The sequence below is a fragment of the Chryseobacterium sp. genome (assembly GCF_008831505.1).
Taxonomy (GTDB): Bacteria; Bacteroidota; Bacteroidia; order Flavobacteriales; family Weeksellaceae; genus Marnyiella.
In genome coordinates, this window is the sequence record NZ_CP044507.1 from 1,131,233 (window position 1) to 1,146,807 (window position 15,575).

19 protein-coding genes are annotated in these 15,575 nt (G+C 44.1%); 13 read left to right on the forward strand and 6 right to left on the reverse strand.

Translation table 11 applies throughout. The features are described 5' to 3' along the window. The first annotated feature begins 109 nt into the window (after nucleotides 1-109). The 8 genes from F7R58_RS05360 (at nucleotide 110) to F7R58_RS05395 (ending at nucleotide 6,250) form a co-directional block, all read left to right on the forward strand. Nucleotides 110-523, forward strand: coding sequence for an SRPBCC domain-containing protein (locus F7R58_RS05360; protein ID WP_158063915.1), 414 nt, complete (start codon nucleotides 110-112; stop codon nucleotides 521-523). Further along, entirely contained in the window at nucleotides 507-1,082 is a 576-nt protein-coding gene (locus F7R58_RS05365) for a hypothetical protein (RefSeq protein ID WP_158063916.1), read from the forward strand. The genes F7R58_RS05360 and F7R58_RS05365 overlap by 17 nt, the downstream gene beginning before the upstream one ends. A gap of 2 nt (nucleotides 1,083-1,084) precedes the next feature. Beyond that, the gene (locus F7R58_RS05370; protein ID WP_158063917.1) at nucleotides 1,085-1,432 is read left to right on the forward strand and encodes an iron chaperone; all 348 of its coding nucleotides are present in this window, start codon (nucleotides 1,085-1,087) and stop codon (nucleotides 1,430-1,432) included. A gap of 13 nt (nucleotides 1,433-1,445) precedes the next feature. Beyond that, nucleotides 1,446-2,309: a VOC family protein gene (locus F7R58_RS05375; RefSeq protein WP_158063918.1), complete on the forward strand. Its 864-nt coding sequence runs from the start codon at nucleotides 1,446-1,448 to the stop codon at nucleotides 2,307-2,309. A gap of 6 nt (nucleotides 2,310-2,315) precedes the next feature. After that, entirely contained in the window at nucleotides 2,316-2,741 is a 426-nt protein-coding gene (locus F7R58_RS05380) for an SRPBCC family protein (protein ID WP_229723855.1), read from the forward strand. A gap of 16 nt (nucleotides 2,742-2,757) precedes the next feature. Next, the gene (locus tag F7R58_RS05385; protein WP_158063919.1) at nucleotides 2,758-3,201 is read left to right on the forward strand and encodes an SRPBCC domain-containing protein; all 444 of its coding nucleotides are present in this window, start codon (nucleotides 2,758-2,760) and stop codon (nucleotides 3,199-3,201) included. 182 nt (nucleotides 3,202-3,383) lie between these two features. Then, nucleotides 3,384-5,783: a phenylalanine--tRNA ligase subunit beta gene (gene pheT, locus F7R58_RS05390; protein ID WP_158063920.1), complete on the forward strand. Its 2,400-nt coding sequence runs from the start codon at nucleotides 3,384-3,386 to the stop codon at nucleotides 5,781-5,783. Nucleotides 5,784-5,848: 65 nt separating this feature from the next. After that, entirely contained in the window at nucleotides 5,849-6,250 is a 402-nt protein-coding gene (locus tag F7R58_RS05395) for an META domain-containing protein (protein ID WP_158063921.1), read from the forward strand. Nucleotides 6,251-6,282: 32 nt separating this feature from the next. Here F7R58_RS05395 and F7R58_RS05400 read toward each other — a convergent pair whose 3' ends face one another. From F7R58_RS05400 to F7R58_RS05425, 6 genes are all read right to left on the reverse strand, one after another. Further along, a complete protein-coding gene (locus F7R58_RS05400; RefSeq protein ID WP_158063922.1) occupies nucleotides 6,283-6,525 on the reverse strand; it encodes a hypothetical protein in 243 nt (80 codons plus the stop codon). 36 nt (nucleotides 6,526-6,561) lie between these two features. Further along, the gene (locus tag F7R58_RS05405) at nucleotides 6,562-7,884 is read right to left on the reverse strand and encodes a glycosyltransferase family 39 protein (RefSeq protein ID WP_158063923.1); all 1,323 of its coding nucleotides are present in this window, start codon (nucleotides 7,882-7,884) and stop codon (nucleotides 6,562-6,564) included. A gap of 11 nt (nucleotides 7,885-7,895) precedes the next feature. Beyond that, a complete protein-coding gene (locus tag F7R58_RS05410; protein WP_158063924.1) occupies nucleotides 7,896-8,789 on the reverse strand; it encodes a 3-hydroxybutyryl-CoA dehydrogenase in 894 nt (297 codons plus the stop codon). Between the two features lie 18 nt (nucleotides 8,790-8,807). Beyond that, nucleotides 8,808-9,614: a M23 family metallopeptidase gene (locus F7R58_RS13115; protein WP_187695267.1), complete on the reverse strand. Its 807-nt coding sequence runs from the start codon at nucleotides 9,612-9,614 to the stop codon at nucleotides 8,808-8,810. Between the two features lie 64 nt (nucleotides 9,615-9,678). After that, nucleotides 9,679-10,557: a class A beta-lactamase, subclass A2 gene (gene bla, locus F7R58_RS05420; RefSeq protein WP_158065400.1), complete on the reverse strand. Its 879-nt coding sequence runs from the start codon at nucleotides 10,555-10,557 to the stop codon at nucleotides 9,679-9,681. Beyond that, the gene (locus F7R58_RS05425) at nucleotides 10,553-11,527 is read right to left on the reverse strand and encodes a Gfo/Idh/MocA family protein (RefSeq protein ID WP_158063926.1); all 975 of its coding nucleotides are present in this window, start codon (nucleotides 11,525-11,527) and stop codon (nucleotides 10,553-10,555) included. The genes bla and F7R58_RS05425 overlap by 5 nt, the downstream gene beginning before the upstream one ends. 115 nt (nucleotides 11,528-11,642) lie before the next feature. Here F7R58_RS05425 and F7R58_RS05430 point away from each other — a divergent pair, with 115 nt between their 5' ends. From F7R58_RS05430 to F7R58_RS05450, 5 genes are all read left to right on the forward strand, one after another. After that, the gene (locus F7R58_RS05430) at nucleotides 11,643-12,293 is read left to right on the forward strand and encodes a protein-L-isoaspartate(D-aspartate) O-methyltransferase (protein ID WP_158063927.1); all 651 of its coding nucleotides are present in this window, start codon (nucleotides 11,643-11,645) and stop codon (nucleotides 12,291-12,293) included. Between the two features lie 81 nt (nucleotides 12,294-12,374). Continuing rightward, nucleotides 12,375-12,653 carry a hypothetical protein gene (locus tag F7R58_RS05435; RefSeq protein ID WP_158063928.1) on the forward strand — a complete coding sequence of 93 codons (279 nt, stop codon included), beginning with the start codon at nucleotides 12,375-12,377 and terminating at the stop codon, nucleotides 12,651-12,653. Between the two features lie 30 nt (nucleotides 12,654-12,683). Further along, the gene (locus tag F7R58_RS05440; protein WP_158063929.1) at nucleotides 12,684-12,953 is read left to right on the forward strand and encodes a hypothetical protein; all 270 of its coding nucleotides are present in this window, start codon (nucleotides 12,684-12,686) and stop codon (nucleotides 12,951-12,953) included. 120 nt (nucleotides 12,954-13,073) lie between these two features. Further along, a complete protein-coding gene (locus F7R58_RS05445) occupies nucleotides 13,074-13,481 on the forward strand; it encodes a PH domain-containing protein (RefSeq protein WP_158063930.1) in 408 nt (135 codons plus the stop codon). 86 nt (nucleotides 13,482-13,567) lie between these two features. Further along, nucleotides 13,568-15,544 (forward strand): urocanate hydratase, encoded by a 1,977-nt coding sequence (locus tag F7R58_RS05450; RefSeq protein ID WP_158063931.1) that lies wholly within the window; start codon nucleotides 13,568-13,570, stop codon nucleotides 15,542-15,544. Nucleotides 15,545-15,575: the final 31 nt, after the last annotated feature.

Sequence of the window (15,575 nt, forward strand, 5' to 3'; positions counted from 1 at the left end):
ATTTGGGGTTGTTTCCAACCGCAGCAGGCCCGCAGAACCTGTTAAAATAAATGAAAAAGTTGGTGAGCTTGGAACCTATGGCAATTTTTCATACTTTTAAAAGAAAAATATGGAGCCTATTAAGATCGATATTACCATTCTGGAACCTGTTCAAAAAGTTTGGGATTATATGAATGACCCAAAACACATCACCAAGTGGAGCTATGCGCATGATACGTGGCACTGCACCAAAGCCGAGAACTCTCTTATTGTTGGAGGCAAACTTAAGATACGTATGGAGGCGAAGGATGGCACTTTTGGTTTTGACTACGAAGGTATATATGATGATATAGTACTGTTTGAAGCCATTAAATATCATCTTACAGACGGTCGCAAAGTGGAAGTTTACTTCAATAAGATTGATGAAAAAACCACTGAAGTAATACAGATTTTTGAACCGGAAGAACAGAACTCACGGGAAATGCAGCGTGACGGTTGGTACGCAATCCTCAACAACTTCCATAAATATGTGGAAAACCATTAAAACTCTTTCAGTAGCGGCGCTGTTCCTGTTTGCGACAGCATGTGATCAGAAAAGCGTTAATAATTCACAGGGTACCACACAAACTCCAACTGCGGATGAGCCGCTGCCTGTCGATTCCGGTTCTGCTGGAATCATAAAGTATGAGAAGTACAACGGTGCGTGGTTTACCGTGGAAATCCCGGCCAATTTTTCAGTTACACATTCACTGCAGTCTGCGACCCGCAGCGAAGGTTATGACAGTGCGGTTTTTACTTCACCGGACGGTAAAGTTCAGTTCTATATCTTCTCGCCACAGTGGAGTGGAATCGCTACCGATATAAGTTTGCAGCCCGGCGAGACACAAACTGAATCTGTAAAAACCACCGAAAACGGACTGACTGTAGAAAGGTGGACAATAAAGGCCGATAACGGAGCCTACTTCCGTTCTTATGAATCTACTTCTGAAACCGGCGGGATTAATAAGATATTTGGAATCCGGTATACTTCGCAGGAAGAACTTGAGCGCTATCGTCCTGTATATTTACATTTTAAAAATTCACTTCAGCAATACGCAGATTAACAGTGGATAGGGTAGAACAATATATCAGCAGTTTTCCGGCTGACACACAGGATATACTGAGAAAAATCCGCAGGGTGATACTGGAGAATGCAAACGGAGCCGAAGAGCGCTTTTCTTACGGTTTGGCCGGCTATTATGTCTGCGGTAAGCCTCTTGTGTATTTTGGTGCATTTGCAAAACACATCGGTTTTTATGCCACACCGAATGCCCATGAAAAGTTCACTACCGAACTGTCTGCTTATAAACAGGGCAAAGGATCAGTGCAGTTTCCACTGAGCGCAGAAATTCCTTATACACTCATAAAGCGGATAGTTAAATTCCGTTTGGCGCAGATCAAGCAAAACGATTAATCTTAATTCAAATATGAAAAACAATATTTTCCCCTGCCTTTGGTTTAACGGAAATGGCCGCGAAGCTGCAGATTTCTACTGTAATACTTTTTCGGGTGTGATAAGTGCTGATGCCGGGATGGTCATTAACATCGACCTCTTCGGTCAAAAATTCATGATACTTGATGCGGGACCGCAGTTTGAAAAGAATGCGTCGATTTCCTTTATGGTTCTTTGCGAAAGTGAAGATGAGGTAAGCAGTTTCTGGCAGGCGCTTTCAGAGGGTGGTACAGTCCTTATGGAGCTTGGTGAATATCCATGGAGCAAAATGTATGGTTGGGTCCGTGACCGCTATGGTGTGACGTGGCAACTGTACCTGGGAGAGAAGCAGGGTAACCAAAAGATTATTCCAACATTAATGTTTCTTCATGAAAATAACGGCAGGGCTATGGAGGCAATGCAGTTGTACACCAGTATATTCCCGGGTTCCCGCCTGGGCAGAATATTGAAATATGGAGATGGTGTGGGTAATGAATCCCATGAAATTCCGCAAAATATTCAGCATGCCCATTTCGAACTGGACGGGTACTCGTTTTTCTGTATGGACAGCTCCTATGATCACAAGTTTGACTTTAGTGAAGGCATCTCAATTGTTGTAATGACAGCTGACCAGAATGAAACCGACAGCCTGTGGAACAGTCTCACTGCAGATGGCGGTAAGGAATCAATGTGCGGCTGGCTAAAAGATAAATTTGGTGTGAGCTGGCAAATAGTACCCCGGAGGCTGTTGGAACTTTTGAATGGTGCCGACCGTGGCAAAGGGGCAAAAGTTGCCCATGCCATGATGCAGATGCAAAAAATTGAAATCGCTGAAATTGAAAAGGCTTACAGTTCTTAGCAGAAGATGATGAAGGAACTTAAATTTAGTATCATTATTGAAGCTTCGCCTCAAAAAGTATGGGATGCTCTTTGGAATCAGGATTCTTACAGTCAGTGGACGTCCGCATTCCAGCAGGGCTCCAGGTACGAAGGTTCCCTGGATGAAGGCAGCATCGTACGGATGTTCGATGCCGGGAATAACGGAATGTATAATCTGGTGTTGGTGAACAAACCATTCCGCGAAATGAAATTCAGGCATTTGGGTTGGCTGCATAATGGAGCAGAAGACCCGCAGGACTGGACTGATTCTACTGAAACATATCTTCTCCAAACCCTAAACAGCACAACAGAACTTACCGTTTTGGTAAATGCACTGGAAGAGTTTGTGGGCTTCTTCATCAGCAGGATGCCGGAAGCGCTGAAGCAGATTAAAATTCTGGCTGAAAAATAAACCAAAACAAAATAATATGGTCACACTATCACATGCAATTGAAATTAAAGCACCGGCAGCTAAAATCTGGGATGTTCTTTGGAATCCCGGAACCTATACAGAATGGACCCGTTTCTTCAGTGAAGGATCGCAATACCGCTCAGACTGGAAAGTTGATGGCCGCACATATTTCCTGGATGCTTCGGGTGGGAATGGTATGGTTTCTACCATTGAAAGTCTTCGCGAGCCTTATGAGGTGGTTTTTAAACATCTTGGTCTGCTTACCGAAGGGGTGGAGGATATTCATTCCCGTGAGGTGATGGAATGGAGCGGTGCACAGGAAAAATATTTCCTAACTGAATTGGAGGGCTTTACAAAGCTGGTAGGTGAAGTTCAAACCGCGGAAATGTATGAGCAGCATATGAGAACAGGTTTCGAAAAAGGATTTGAAGTAGTTAAAGAACTGGCTGAAAGGTTATAATTTCAGCTCAGGAGCCTGAAATAGTGTGCCGGAAACTTTTTCGAAAGATCTTCTGCTTCCAATTGTGGGGTGTAACTAAAATTTAGTCTGAAAAAAATCCCGATATTTGCAATCAGTATGCAGGGCCCACATAAACCGCAGACGGGGCTGTACTCGACAATACGTTAATCAAAGAGTAATAGATGAAGATTTCGAACAATTGGCTGAATGATTATATAAAAACTGAACTGAAACCCGAAAAAACTGCTGATTATCTTACAGATATCGGTCTGGAGGTAGAAGGCATTGAAACATTTGAAAATATAGTGGGCGGGCTGGAAGGTATCTTGGTTGGTAAAGTGCTGACCTGCGAAAAACATCCCAACGCCGACAAACTGAGTATAACAACCGTAGATACCGGTGGTGAGCCCGTACAGATTATATGTGGTGCGCCTAATGTGGCTGCCGGTCAAACTGTGGCGGTAGCCGTTCCAGGAACAGTTATTCATACCCGCGACGGAGGTTCCTTTGAAATTAAGGAGGCTAAGATACGTGGCGAAAAATCACAGGGAATGATTTGCGCCGAAGATGAAATCGGATTGGGGGACAGCCATGATGGGATCATGGTTCTGGACAGTACCAAATTTGAGGTGGGTACGCCGCTGGCCGCTTATTACCATATTGAAAAAGACCATATTTATGAAATTGGACTTACTCCCAACCGGACAGATGCCATGTCGCATTATGGGGTGGCACGCGATCTTAATGCCTTCCTTGTTACCAACAGCTTAAAGTCGGAATTTGAAAAAGCATCTCTTCAACCCATATTGTTCACGGGAAGTAATGATTTTCAGATTGAAATTGAAGACTCTGCACTTTGTCCGCGCTATATCGGTGCTGTAATCGAGGGTGTAACCGTTGCTGAATCACCGGAGTGGCTTAAAAACAGACTGAAGAGCATTGGTTTGGCATCTACCAATAATGTGGTAGATATCACTAATTATATTCTTCACAGTTTCGGACAGCCATTGCATGCATTCGATGCCGACCGGATTGCAGGTAAAAAAGTGGTGGTGGGTCACAGTCATCCAGGCACTGACTTTACGACGCTGGACGGTATTTCGCGCAAGCTGAACGGTTCCGAAATAATGATTAAGGACGCTAATGGTAATCCGCTATGCATCGCCGGTGTGCTGGGAGGCCTGGATTCGGGTGTTTCCGCGTCTACCAAGACTCTGTTTTTGGAAAGTGCCTATTTCAATCCCGTGGCGGTGAGAAAAGCAGCAAAGGCACACAGCATTAATACTGATGCATCCTTCCGCTTTGAGAGAGGTGCAGATCCTGCAATGACATTAACAGCCCTTACATATGCCGTGAAGATGCTTGAAGAACTTGCCGGCGGCAGACTTACCGGCAGTATCCTTGAACATTATCCTGAATCAATTGAAGACCATTATATTATCTTAAGGTTTTCCCGTATCGAACAGCTGCTCGGAACGAAGATCCACCGCGAGAAGGTGAAAGAAATTTTAAAAGCATTGGAAATCACAGTCCTGAACGATATCCAGAATGGTCTTGAGATCTCCGTTCCTGCTTACCGCGCGGATGTAACCAGGGAGGTGGATGTGATAGAGGAAATTCTGAGGATTTACGGCTATAATAAAATAGAAACGCCTAAGAAAAACTCATTTTCTTCAGTTAAATTAGGTGTTCAGGACCGTGCACAATTGGAAAACGCCTGGGCGGCAAGCTTGCAGGGTAATGGTTTTAATGAGGTGATGAATAATTCACTGACCAGTGTAAAGGACACGGAAAACGCGGTAAAACTGCTTAATCCTCTGAGTAATGATTTGGCTTATATGCGCAAATCACTTCTTGAAGGCATGCTGGATAATGCGGCTTACAATATAAACCGTAAATCTGCTGACCTGAAATTTTTTGAACTTGGAAATATCTATCATAAAAAAGAGAAATACGAAGAAAGAAAACAGCTGGCCCTCCTGGTTACAGGCCGCGAAAAAGCGGAGAACTGGCTGGTGCAGAAATCTGCTACCGACTTCTATTATCTTAAAGGCTATGTAAATCTTTTGCTGAGTCATTTGGGCATTGTTCTGGAACAAAAGCCGCTCAGCGATGACCGCTTCTCCGAAGCACTGGAGATTGTTTCCGCCGGCAGGACTGTTGCGCGTTTAGGGAAAGTAAGTCCCCGGCTGCTTAAGGACGCCGATGTGGACCAGGAATGTTACTATGCAGAAATTGAACTTGATACTGCGCAGGAGCTCCGTCACAAAGGGACCTTTAAATTCGCTGACCTGCCAAGATTCAATAAGATCCGGAGGGACCTGGCACTGCTGGTTGATAAATCGGTATCTTATGGTGACCTGCATACACTTGCACTTAGAAATAAGTCAGCATTTTTGCGGAATGTCAGCCTTTTTGATGTGTATGAAGGAAAAAATCTTCCTGACGGTAAAAAATCATACGCGATGAGTTTTGAATTATTTAGTGAGGAAAAAACGCTGGAGGAAAAAGAAATTACAGCGGTAATGAATTCGCTGATTAAGAGTTTTCAGAAAGAATTTAACGCGGAGTTACGGGGATAGCCGGTAAGTGACTACAAGAAGCTGTCTGCGAACTTTCTAAGTTTAATTTTAAAAAAGAGAGTAAAATGAAAAAATATATAGTTACCGGTCTTATTTCTGCCGCACTGATATCCTGCGGCACAGCAAATACACTGCTGAGTACGGCCAACCAACCCTCGCTGAATGAAACACACTGGCAACTGGCCGATAATGTGAAAGGTAAAATTCCTACGCTGAATGTGCAGGAGGGCAGAATCACGGGCACGGGTGGCTGCAACAATTATTTTGGTGAGCTTGCGACTGAACCGGGCACAGGGACTTTTGCCGCTACAAAAATTGGATCTACAAAGATGGCTTGTGAAGCTATGGAAACAGAAACATCATTTTTCAACATGCTTTCGAAGGTAAATAAATACAGGGTCTCAGGAAATACTCTGGAACTCTACCAGAACGGTTTACTGCTGCTTAAATTCAACAGGATGCAATAAAAAAATGGAACTCAGCTGAGTTCCATTTTTTATTATTCTTCGTCTTCCTCGTCATCATACTTAGCGAGTTCCTCATCGCACCATGTGAAGGCCTGCTCAACCACCTTGGTGGCCTCCTCCGCCATAGATTCCTCATCGTCGCCTTCCAGATCGTCCAACCACTCCACTTCTTCTTCCTCCACATTCAGGATAAATCTCGGATATTCTGTGTGAACTACAAAAAGGTCTTCCGGCATTTCGGAATTATCTGCTAATAAAAACTTAGGTAATTTCATTTTCTTAATGTTTTAAACTTCTCAAAGATAATAAATTTATTGATAGCCGTTCTCGTCTAATTTAATTTTTGACAGTACGCGGTGTGGTGTCAGTGTTTCCTTTTTCAGCGTATCTGCGGCGTTCTTTGTATAGCGTACTTTCGGGTTCACGCTGCTTATGAGTTCTGCGACCTGCAACTGCCGGCTGCTCATGCTGTCATTGATGTAATAATAAATATCTGTCTCAAGCTTTTGTTCACTTTTCAGGTACTCGCGTATTTCTTTACGGTTTTCCAGATAATTGGCTCCCGACAGAAAAATGAATGCAGCGCCTGTACCTATACTGAGAACCGGCACGGAATACGCAAAAAGCCCAGCAATCCTGTAGAGTTTTTTGAAATACAGCATCCATAACGGCAATGCGAACGGAGCCAGCAGCCTGTAATCAAGGGGTGTAATTCCGTAGAAATACTGGATGAAGAATGAACAGGCAATTCCTGTGATGCCACATACAAGCAGGAATTTTTCAGTTTCAGATATTCCCATTTTTATAAGCAGCACAACAAGCAGTAAGAGGTTTGCGGTGCCAATGCCATAGATCAAATAATTAAGCAGTCCTCCACCCGGGCTGGCAATATGAATAAACGGATTGAAGGTGGTGGCAAGCCCCTGATAAAGTTCCACCAAAAGTTTCGGAGTAGGGTGCAGACCGATTTCAAGAAAGGTATCTACATATTTTTCATTAAAATAGTCAATGAAAGTAAACTTGTAAACAACCACAAAAATTATTGCAGCAATTGCAGAGGCTATAAACAATTTGCCATATGTCTTCCGGATACTGGCCAGTCCGAAAAGAAAAAACGCCCCCATAAAGAAAAGAGCCGGATACCGGACATTGAAAATCAGGATAAGCATCACACTTAACCAAAATAAAGCTTTCCAACCCTGCAGTTGTCCGATTATTACCTGCCGTCCTGTATAAAACAGCATAAAAACCAATGGCAGCATCATGGCCTCGCTCATTGTAAAAGAGAAAATGGAAACCAAACTGAAGAGGGCGCCTATACTTAACGCCTCCCGGAAGTAGTACCGCTTTATCCAGGCAAACCAGATCATCATACCAAATGCCAGTACCCCCAGCAATTTACTGGCCCAGAATTCATCTAAACCGAAATATGTGAAAAACCTGATGCCCAGAGGATAGCCCATAGGGGTGGTTGTGTTATCAATTTCGGGGAACAGATGTGCTGTGCGAAGAAAGCGGACCGAATCATAATTCATCCTGCCTTTTTCGTTCAGCAGGAAACGCAGAAAGATCATCACCAGGCTGGTGATGATCAAAAATATCTGTATTCTGTATTCCAGAATCCGCTTTCGCATGAGATTTCAAGTTATTTCATAAACGCCCGTGCTACTTTTTCCGCTTTTTTCGATTCTGAATAATCGTAGAAGCCTTCACCGGACTTTATACCCATCTTCCCGGCAGTCACCATGTTTACAAGCAATGGACACGGGGCATATTTTGGATTTTTAAAACCGTCGTGCATTACATTCAGGATGGCCAGGCATACGTCCAGCCCGATGAAATCTGCCAACTGCAGCGGGCCCATAGGATGCGCCATGCCCAGTTTCATCACCGTGTCGATCTCCTCTACGCCGGCCACTCCGTTATAAAGGGTTTCAATGGCTTCGTTAATCATAGGCATCAAAATCCTGTTCGCCACAAAACCGGGATAGTCATTAACCTCTACAGGCACTTTTCCCAGAGCTTTGCTGAGTTCATAGATTTCGTCAAACGTCTCTTTTGAGGTGGAGTAGCCTTTAATGATTTCCACCAGTTTCATAATCGGTACGGGATTCATGAAATGCATTCCGATCACCTTGTGCGGTCTGGAAGTTACCGAGGCAATTTTTGTAATAGATATCGATGATGTATTGGTAGCAAGGATACAGTTTTCGGGTGAAAGTTCATCCATCTGCCTGAAGATCTTCAGTTTGAGGTCAATATTCTCGGTTGCTGCCTCGACAATGAGGTCGGCCTCTTTTGCTGCATCTTCCAGCTGCGTGAAGGTGCTTATCCTGTTGAGTGTCGCTGATTTCTGATCTTCGGTAAGGTTTCCTTTGGCAATGATCCTGTCCAGGTTTGAAGTGATTGTTTTCAGTCCGCGGTCCAGTGCGTCCTGGGAAACATCAACCAGACTTACCTCGTATCCGGTCTGTGCAAATGTATGTGCAATACCGTTTCCCATAGTTCCGGCGCCAATGATTACGATTTTCTTGTTCATAGGTTTTTTTATCTTGAATTAATAATTTTTGTGGTAACTCTTTTTTTCCTCCAGTATTTCAGCTTCCTGTCCGGTAGTGCGGAACCGTGTTTTGATATACTTCCTTTTTCCGTCTATCGTGTTATGGAAAACTGAAAAATGAAGATGCGGTCCATTGGAAAAACCAGTGTTGCCGCTGTATCCGATATGTTGCCCGCGTGTCACTTTTTGGCCAGGCTTTACAACACTTCCGTATTGCTTCAGGTGAGAATAATCTGCAAAACTGCCGTCGCTGTGCAGAATGAGTATGTTATTATTGAAGCGGGCGCAGCTGATGTCGGGGCAATTGCGGTTATTACTTTGTTCTACTGCCACCACCATACCGTCTCTTGCTGCAGATACCTTATCGCCCATCTCCAGCGAGAAATCCAGTGCTGCCGCACCCTGGTGTGAGAATTTGCCGTTGTACCCCTGAAAGATGAGCTTGGTCTTGCCGGTTTCAAAGGGCAGCCAGTAAATATAGCTGTCGTCATGTGCAGATGCTGTTACATCACCAAAGTTATAGGTATTTGTATAACTGAAACTGTTTCCGGAGTTGGGTTTGTTCACTGTAACTCTGGAGACAAGGAATTTCTTCGTAAGCGGAGGGATAACCACCGTATGTCCGTTTGCCAATGAGGAAGTCATATTGCTAAGGGTAAATTCAAACACCGCAGACATTGGCATAAATTCATTATTGTCTGCATATATTTCAACCTCACGACCGTTAATTTCGTTATAGAATTTAATATCCCATTTCTGCTGCGCAAATCCCAGGAAGGCAGCAAGAATGAAAATTAAACTCAATAACCTCTTACTAAAGTTGAGGCCGAGCAGAGTAGATCGCTTGTTTAGAGTGATATTCATAAGGTTAATTGCCGCTAAAATGCTGCCACACTTTTTTTGACAGGTCCGAGATCAGTCTGCAGTTCACGGCATCTGTTTCCATGGAATCGGAAACAAATACGCTTAGGGTATACTGTTCTCCGCTGGGTAAGGTGATAATACCGGCGTCATTTTCAGCGCCGGTAAGACCTGCGCCGTTTTTGCCGGATGAGCCCGTCTTGTGGGCTACCGGAGTACCAGGCGGGAGTTGTTCCTTTATTTTATTAAGTCCCGTTTTGGTGTTCAGCATCACATTCATCAGGAAGTGAGTGGACTCAGGAGAGACTATCTTACCCAGAGTGAATTGCTTCAGTACCTGGTTCATGGAGCGGGCTGTGGTATAATTGGCATACTGCACATTCCAGTCCCTATGCATTTCCTCTTCATTGGCTTTTATGGAAAAATCCGTAATTCCTTTATCGTCCATAAATCGCTGCACCGATTCAGTCCCGCCAATAAGGCGCAGCAGAAGGTCACACCCGTTGTTGTCACTTTCGGCTACCGTGTAGCGAATGATTTCCTTAAGCGGAAGTGAAATGTTTCCATCCGGATATTTATTGCGTATAGGACTCCAGGTGTTCTTTAACAAATCTTTTTCAGCAATGAAAATTTCCTGATCCAGTTTTAAATTTCCTTTGTCCACCGCATCCAGAACCGCAAGTGCGATATGAAATTTAAAGACACTCTGCATGGGTTGCCTCGTTTTTCCGTTAATCTCCATGTTGAAGGAGCCGTCCAGTTTATGCACAGCAACACCTACGGTAGCCTTCTTGCCCCTGATGATATTTTCAAGCTCAGTCCTCAGACTTTGAGCCTGGCTGAAAATGCCGGTCAGCAATAAACTGAGGAATATAGTAGCTTTAATCATTTCCTGTACTGATGAGTCTTACAATTTCCAAAGCCACCCGGAGTGCTTCTGTCCCGTCTTCAAGCGACACCTCCACGGGTCGGTCGGCTGTAACAGCATTTGCAAAACTTTCCAGTTCGTCCAGGATGGCATTATTGGTCTGGATATTCGGATACTCAAAAATAATCTGGTTTCGTTCGCCTTCCGCATTTTCAATGATCATGTCAAAATCATTCGGAATATCCGGTGCGGGTTTCATACGAATTACCTCCGCTTTCTTTTCAAGGAAATCCACCGAGATGTAGGCATCTTTCTGGAAGAAACGGGATTTTCTCATAGACTTCATTGAAATCCGGGAAGTGGTGAGGTTGGCCACACAGCCATTTTCAAATTCAATACGTGCATTGGTGATATCGGGCGACTTAGAAACCACGCACACACCTGACGCATAAATATTCTTAACCGGAGATTTTACGATGCTCAGAAGGATGTCCAGGTCATGGATCATAAGGTCCAGAACTACAGAAACGTCGGTGCCGCGTGGATTAAATTCCGCCAACCGGTGAATTTCTATAAACATGGGGTCCACAATATAATTTCGGGCACCTGTAAATGCAGGATTATACCGTTCCACGTGGCCTACCTGTGCCTTTATGTTTTTTTCACGGCAGAGTTGCAGGATTTCTTCGGCCTGCTCAAGTGTTTGGGTCACAGGTTTCTCAATGAAGAAATGAAGACCGTTTTCAATGGCTTTCTTTGCATAACTGTAATGAAAAAGGGTAGGGGTAACAATATCAAGCATCTGAACCTGCCCAAGCAATTCATCCAGGTTGCTGAAATAGCGGTAACCAAATTCCTTCTCCAGTTTCAGGCCGTTTTCCGGATCGGCGTCGTAAAAACCTATCAGATCGTATTTTGGTGACTGTTGAAGTAGTCTGAGATGAATTTTCCCAAGATGTCCGGCGCCCACTAAACCCGCTTTCAGCATAGAAATAAATTTCGGTAAAGATAAGCAATGTGTCCGGACTGCTAAAACGGCAAATGATGTTCTGTAAAGTGATGAGAGAGTGGTAAACATTAGCAAAATTCGCTATTTTTGTCTCATGCAGGACTCATTTGTACACAAGGGTAAAAGGAAAATATTGGTAAGTTATCTGAAGGAAAAAATCGGCATCAGTGACCAAAACGTCCTTACAGCGATGAATTCCGTACCGAGGCACCTTTTTCTGGAAAGTATTTTTGAGGATTTCGCTTATGAAGACCGTGCATTCCCAATCTTAGCCAAGCAAACAATTTCGCATCCTTCCACCGTAGCAGAGCAGACTGAACTGCTTGAGCTTTCCGAACGCGAGAAAGTTCTTGAGATAGGCACAGGTTGTGGTTATCAGACTGCCGTGCTGGTATCTATGGGAGCTTTGGTTTACTCCATTGAAAGACAAAAAGACCTGTATGAATTTTCTACGCGCAAACTGCGGGAGCTGCACTTACGTCCAAGTTTCCAGACTTTTGGCGACGGATTTGCCGGGTTGCCTTCTTTCGCGCCTTTTGATAAAATCCTGGTGACCTGCGGTGCTGAACTCCTTCCCACACAACTTCTGCATCAGCTTAAAGTAGGTGGCAAAATGGTCATCCCGTTAGGTAAAACCGAAGAGCAGATCCTGACACGCTTTACAAAAAGATCCGAGAAGGAGTTCGAAAAAGAAGAATTCGGCGCCTATAAGTTCGTACCGATGCTTAGCAATACCAATCAGTGATTTTTATTCTGTAATTTTTTTTGGGTAGGCTGTAATACGTCCGATAACTGATGCATTAACTTTGAACTATAATATAGAATTATGGCAAAAGAAAGTAAATCGGAACAGGAGCAAAATCTGGAAAAGCTGAACTATCCGCCTAAGGAAGATATTTTCGAAAACGAAGAACATATTCCTATCGATGGAGACGGAAATCCTGTGGAAGAAAGCGAGCTTATAGCCGGACTTGCAGCAGATGATCCGGCTTCTGACCTGGATATTCCCGGTTCAGAGCTGGACGATGATCAGCAGGAACTTGGCTCCGAAGATGAAGAAAATAATTACTGGAGTCTGGGCGGCGACAATCATGACCAAACGTAATACATTAACAATAATCACAAAATATATAGTATGGATTCTAATAATTTTAAGAAATCACAGGATGTGAACAATGCCGACCGTAACATAGACAAAAGGCCGGAAAATCTGGACAACTACGACGACTATGTACGCGAATACAAACGCGAAATGAGAGATACCAAACAGAATGCTACCCAGGAAGGATTTATGGCAAGAGCAAAAAATGACTGTCCACCGGACGCGTGGGATGACAAAAAGAAAGCCTACAATGATGCGTGGGAAAACAATATGCACAGTTCCCAGGCCGAAGATGACATTTAAGACTTCTTTATTAAAAACCCTGACCTGAAGTTGGGGTTTTTGTTTTCTTTGATTATATTGATGAAAATCTATCTTTATGACGAAGTTCACCTATAAAAACCGAAAAATTACAAAGTTTTTATGATGGTTTATGCAGGCATAGGCCTCCTGTTTTTGGGCTTTGGCATTTATGGCTGGACCGAAGGTGATCTGATGGTATTAATGGTTATGGGATTTATGGTGATGCTTTTGGCAATGCTGCTAACTGCTGCCATTTTCCAGCTTAGGATTATATTACAAGGATCTCTGCTGAAAGTGTACTGCTTCGTAAAACTCTACGAGACTGATGTAAGCAATATCACTAAAATAAGAAAGGGCGAAACGATGTGGAGCGGGCTTCATAAATACGGCACTACCCGGCATGGCCTGATTATTTTCGCATCTTACAAAAACGACCTGTACATCACTCCCGAAGTTGAAGGGCATTTCATTCAGAAAATAGCAAAACTGAATCCCAAAGTGGTGTTTGAAGAGGTGCAGAAATCATGAGTCCATTTTTTCCTCTCTCCCCGATTTAACAATTTCCGCTTTTAGCGGACTTTTTTATTTTGTATTTTTGAAAAAATCAAAAATTAATGACTTTTCAGGAACAGATCCAGCAGGGAATACCTTCGCAACTACCTCAACCTAAACCTTATGAAAGCGGTATTAACCACGCACCTAAACGCAAAGAGATTCTCAGTGAGGAAGAGAAAAAACTTGCTTTAAGAAATGCGCTTCGGTACTTTGAACCGAAGTTTCATGCCGAACTCCTGACTGAATTCAAAGCCGAACTTGAGACGTACGGACGTATCTATATGTACCGTTTCCGGCCGGATTACGAGATGACAGCGCGCCCGATAACCGATTATCCCGGCAAATCTGAGCAGGCCAAAGCCATAATGCTGATGATCCAGAACAATCTGGACTATGCAGTTGCACAGCATCCACATGAACTTATAACTTATGGTGGCAACGGTGCCGTTTTTCAAAACTGGGCGCAGTATCTGCTCACCATGAAGTATCTTTCGGAGATGTCTGATGAGCAGACGCTGGTGATGTACTCGGGACATCCTATGGGGCTTTTCCCGTCGCATAAAGACGCACCTCGCGTGGTAGTTACCAACGGTATGATGATCCCCAACTATTCCAAGCCCGACGACTGGGAAAAATTCAACGCACTGGGCGTTTCGCAGTACGGACAGATGACAGCAGGAAGTTATATGTACATAGGCCCGCAGGGTATAGTGCACGGAACAACAATTACAGTGCTGAACGCATTCAGAAAAATCAACAAACCCACAGGCGGTGGACTGTTCGTAACATCGGGGCTGGGTGGTATGAGCGGTGCACAGCCTAAAGCCGGAAATATTGCCGGATGCATCACAGTTTGTGCTGAGGTTAATCCTAAGATCACCAAAATCAGACATGAGCAGAAATGGATTGATGAAATCCATGAAGATCTTGAGTCCCTTGTGGCTAGAGTTAAAAATGCAAAAGAAAATAATGAAACCGTTTCCCTGGCTTATCTGGGTAACGTAGTGGACGTTTGGGAAACATTTGACCGGGAAGATATAACAGTTGATATCGGTTCCGACCAGACATCACTTCATAATCCCTGGGCGGGTGGTTATTATCCGGTAGGCATTTCCTTTGAGGAAGCCAATGTGATGATGGCTGAAAATCCGGAACTCTTTAAAGCGAAGGTTCAGGAAAGTTTAAGAAGACATGCCGCAGCTATTAACCGCCACACTGATAAAGGTACCTATTTCTTTGATTACGGTAATGCTTTCTTACTGGAGGCCAGCCGTGCTGGTGCTGATATTATGGCCGAAAACGGTATTGATTTCCGCTATCCAAGTTATGTTCAGGACATTATGGGGCCTATGTGCTTTGATTATGGATTCGGCCCTTTCCGATGGGTGTGTACAAGTGGCGACCCGGCCGACCTGCAGAATACCGATGATATCGCTGCCCGGATCCTGGATGAACTTATGCATCACTCACCGGCAGAGATTCAGCAACAAATGGCAGATAATATAAAATGGATAAAAGGTGCACAGGAAAATAAACTTGTTGTAGGATCTCAGGCCCGGATCCTTTATGCGGACGCTGAAGGCCGGATGAAAATTGCCGAAGCCTTCAACAAGGCCATTAAAGAGGGACAGATTGGACCGGTAGTTTTGGGAAGGGACCATCACGATGTTTCGGGAACCGATTCGCCCTACCGCGAAACATCAAACATATACGACGGATCACGGTTTACTGCAGATATGGCCATTCAGAATGTTATTGGCGACAGTTTCCGCGGTGCAACCTGGGTTTCCATACACAACGGTGGAGGTGTAGGTTGGGGTGAAGTTATAAACGGTGGCTTTGGTATGTTGCTCGACGGGAGCGATGATGCCGACAGAAGACTCAAATCAATGCTGTTCTGGGATGTGAATAACGGTATTTCACGCCGCAGCTGGGCCAGGAATGAAGGTGCAGTTTTCGCAATCAAGCGAGCCATGGAAATGGAGCCAAACCTGAAAGTTACCTTACCTAATTTTGTGGATGACCGTTTATTATAGCTGAAAATTCCCCTCCTCTGGAGGGGTGGCG

Bases quoted from the DNA above. Each gene is read 5' to 3' on its own strand.
- F7R58_RS05360 (WP_158063915.1), top strand. From the start codon at position 110: ATGGAGCCTATTAAGATCGATATTACCATTCTGGAACCTGTTCAAAAA.
- F7R58_RS05365 (WP_158063916.1), top strand. From the start codon at position 507: ATGTGGAAAACCATTAAAACTCTTTCAGTAGCGGCGCTGTTCCTGTTT.
- F7R58_RS05375 (WP_158063918.1), top strand. From the start codon at position 1,446: ATGAAAAACAATATTTTCCCCTGCCTTTGGTTTAACGGAAATGGCCGC.
- F7R58_RS05380 (WP_229723855.1), top strand. From the start codon at position 2,316: ATGATGAAGGAACTTAAATTTAGTATCATTATTGAAGCTTCGCCTCAA.
- F7R58_RS05385 (WP_158063919.1), top strand. From the start codon at position 2,758: ATGGTCACACTATCACATGCAATTGAAATTAAAGCACCGGCAGCTAAA.
- pheT (WP_158063920.1), top strand. From the start codon at position 3,384: ATGAAGATTTCGAACAATTGGCTGAATGATTATATAAAAACTGAACTG.
- F7R58_RS05395 (WP_158063921.1), top strand. From the start codon at position 5,849: ATGAAAAAATATATAGTTACCGGTCTTATTTCTGCCGCACTGATATCC.
- F7R58_RS05400 (WP_158063922.1), bottom strand. From the start codon at position 6,525: ATGAAATTACCTAAGTTTTTATTAGCAGATAATTCCGAAATGCCGGAA.
- F7R58_RS05405 (WP_158063923.1), bottom strand. From the start codon at position 7,884: ATGCGAAAGCGGATTCTGGAATACAGAATACAGATATTTTTGATCATC.
- F7R58_RS05410 (WP_158063924.1), bottom strand. From the start codon at position 8,789: ATGAACAAGAAAATCGTAATCATTGGCGCCGGAACTATGGGAAACGGT.
- F7R58_RS05425 (WP_158063926.1), bottom strand. From the start codon at position 11,527: ATGCTGAAAGCGGGTTTAGTGGGCGCCGGACATCTTGGGAAAATTCAT.
- F7R58_RS05430 (WP_158063927.1), top strand. From the start codon at position 11,643: ATGCAGGACTCATTTGTACACAAGGGTAAAAGGAAAATATTGGTAAGT.
- F7R58_RS05435 (WP_158063928.1), top strand. From the start codon at position 12,375: ATGGCAAAAGAAAGTAAATCGGAACAGGAGCAAAATCTGGAAAAGCTG.
- F7R58_RS05440 (WP_158063929.1), top strand. From the start codon at position 12,684: ATGGATTCTAATAATTTTAAGAAATCACAGGATGTGAACAATGCCGAC.
- F7R58_RS05445 (WP_158063930.1), top strand. From the start codon at position 13,074: ATGATGGTTTATGCAGGCATAGGCCTCCTGTTTTTGGGCTTTGGCATT.
- F7R58_RS05450 (WP_158063931.1), top strand. From the start codon at position 13,568: ATGACTTTTCAGGAACAGATCCAGCAGGGAATACCTTCGCAACTACCT.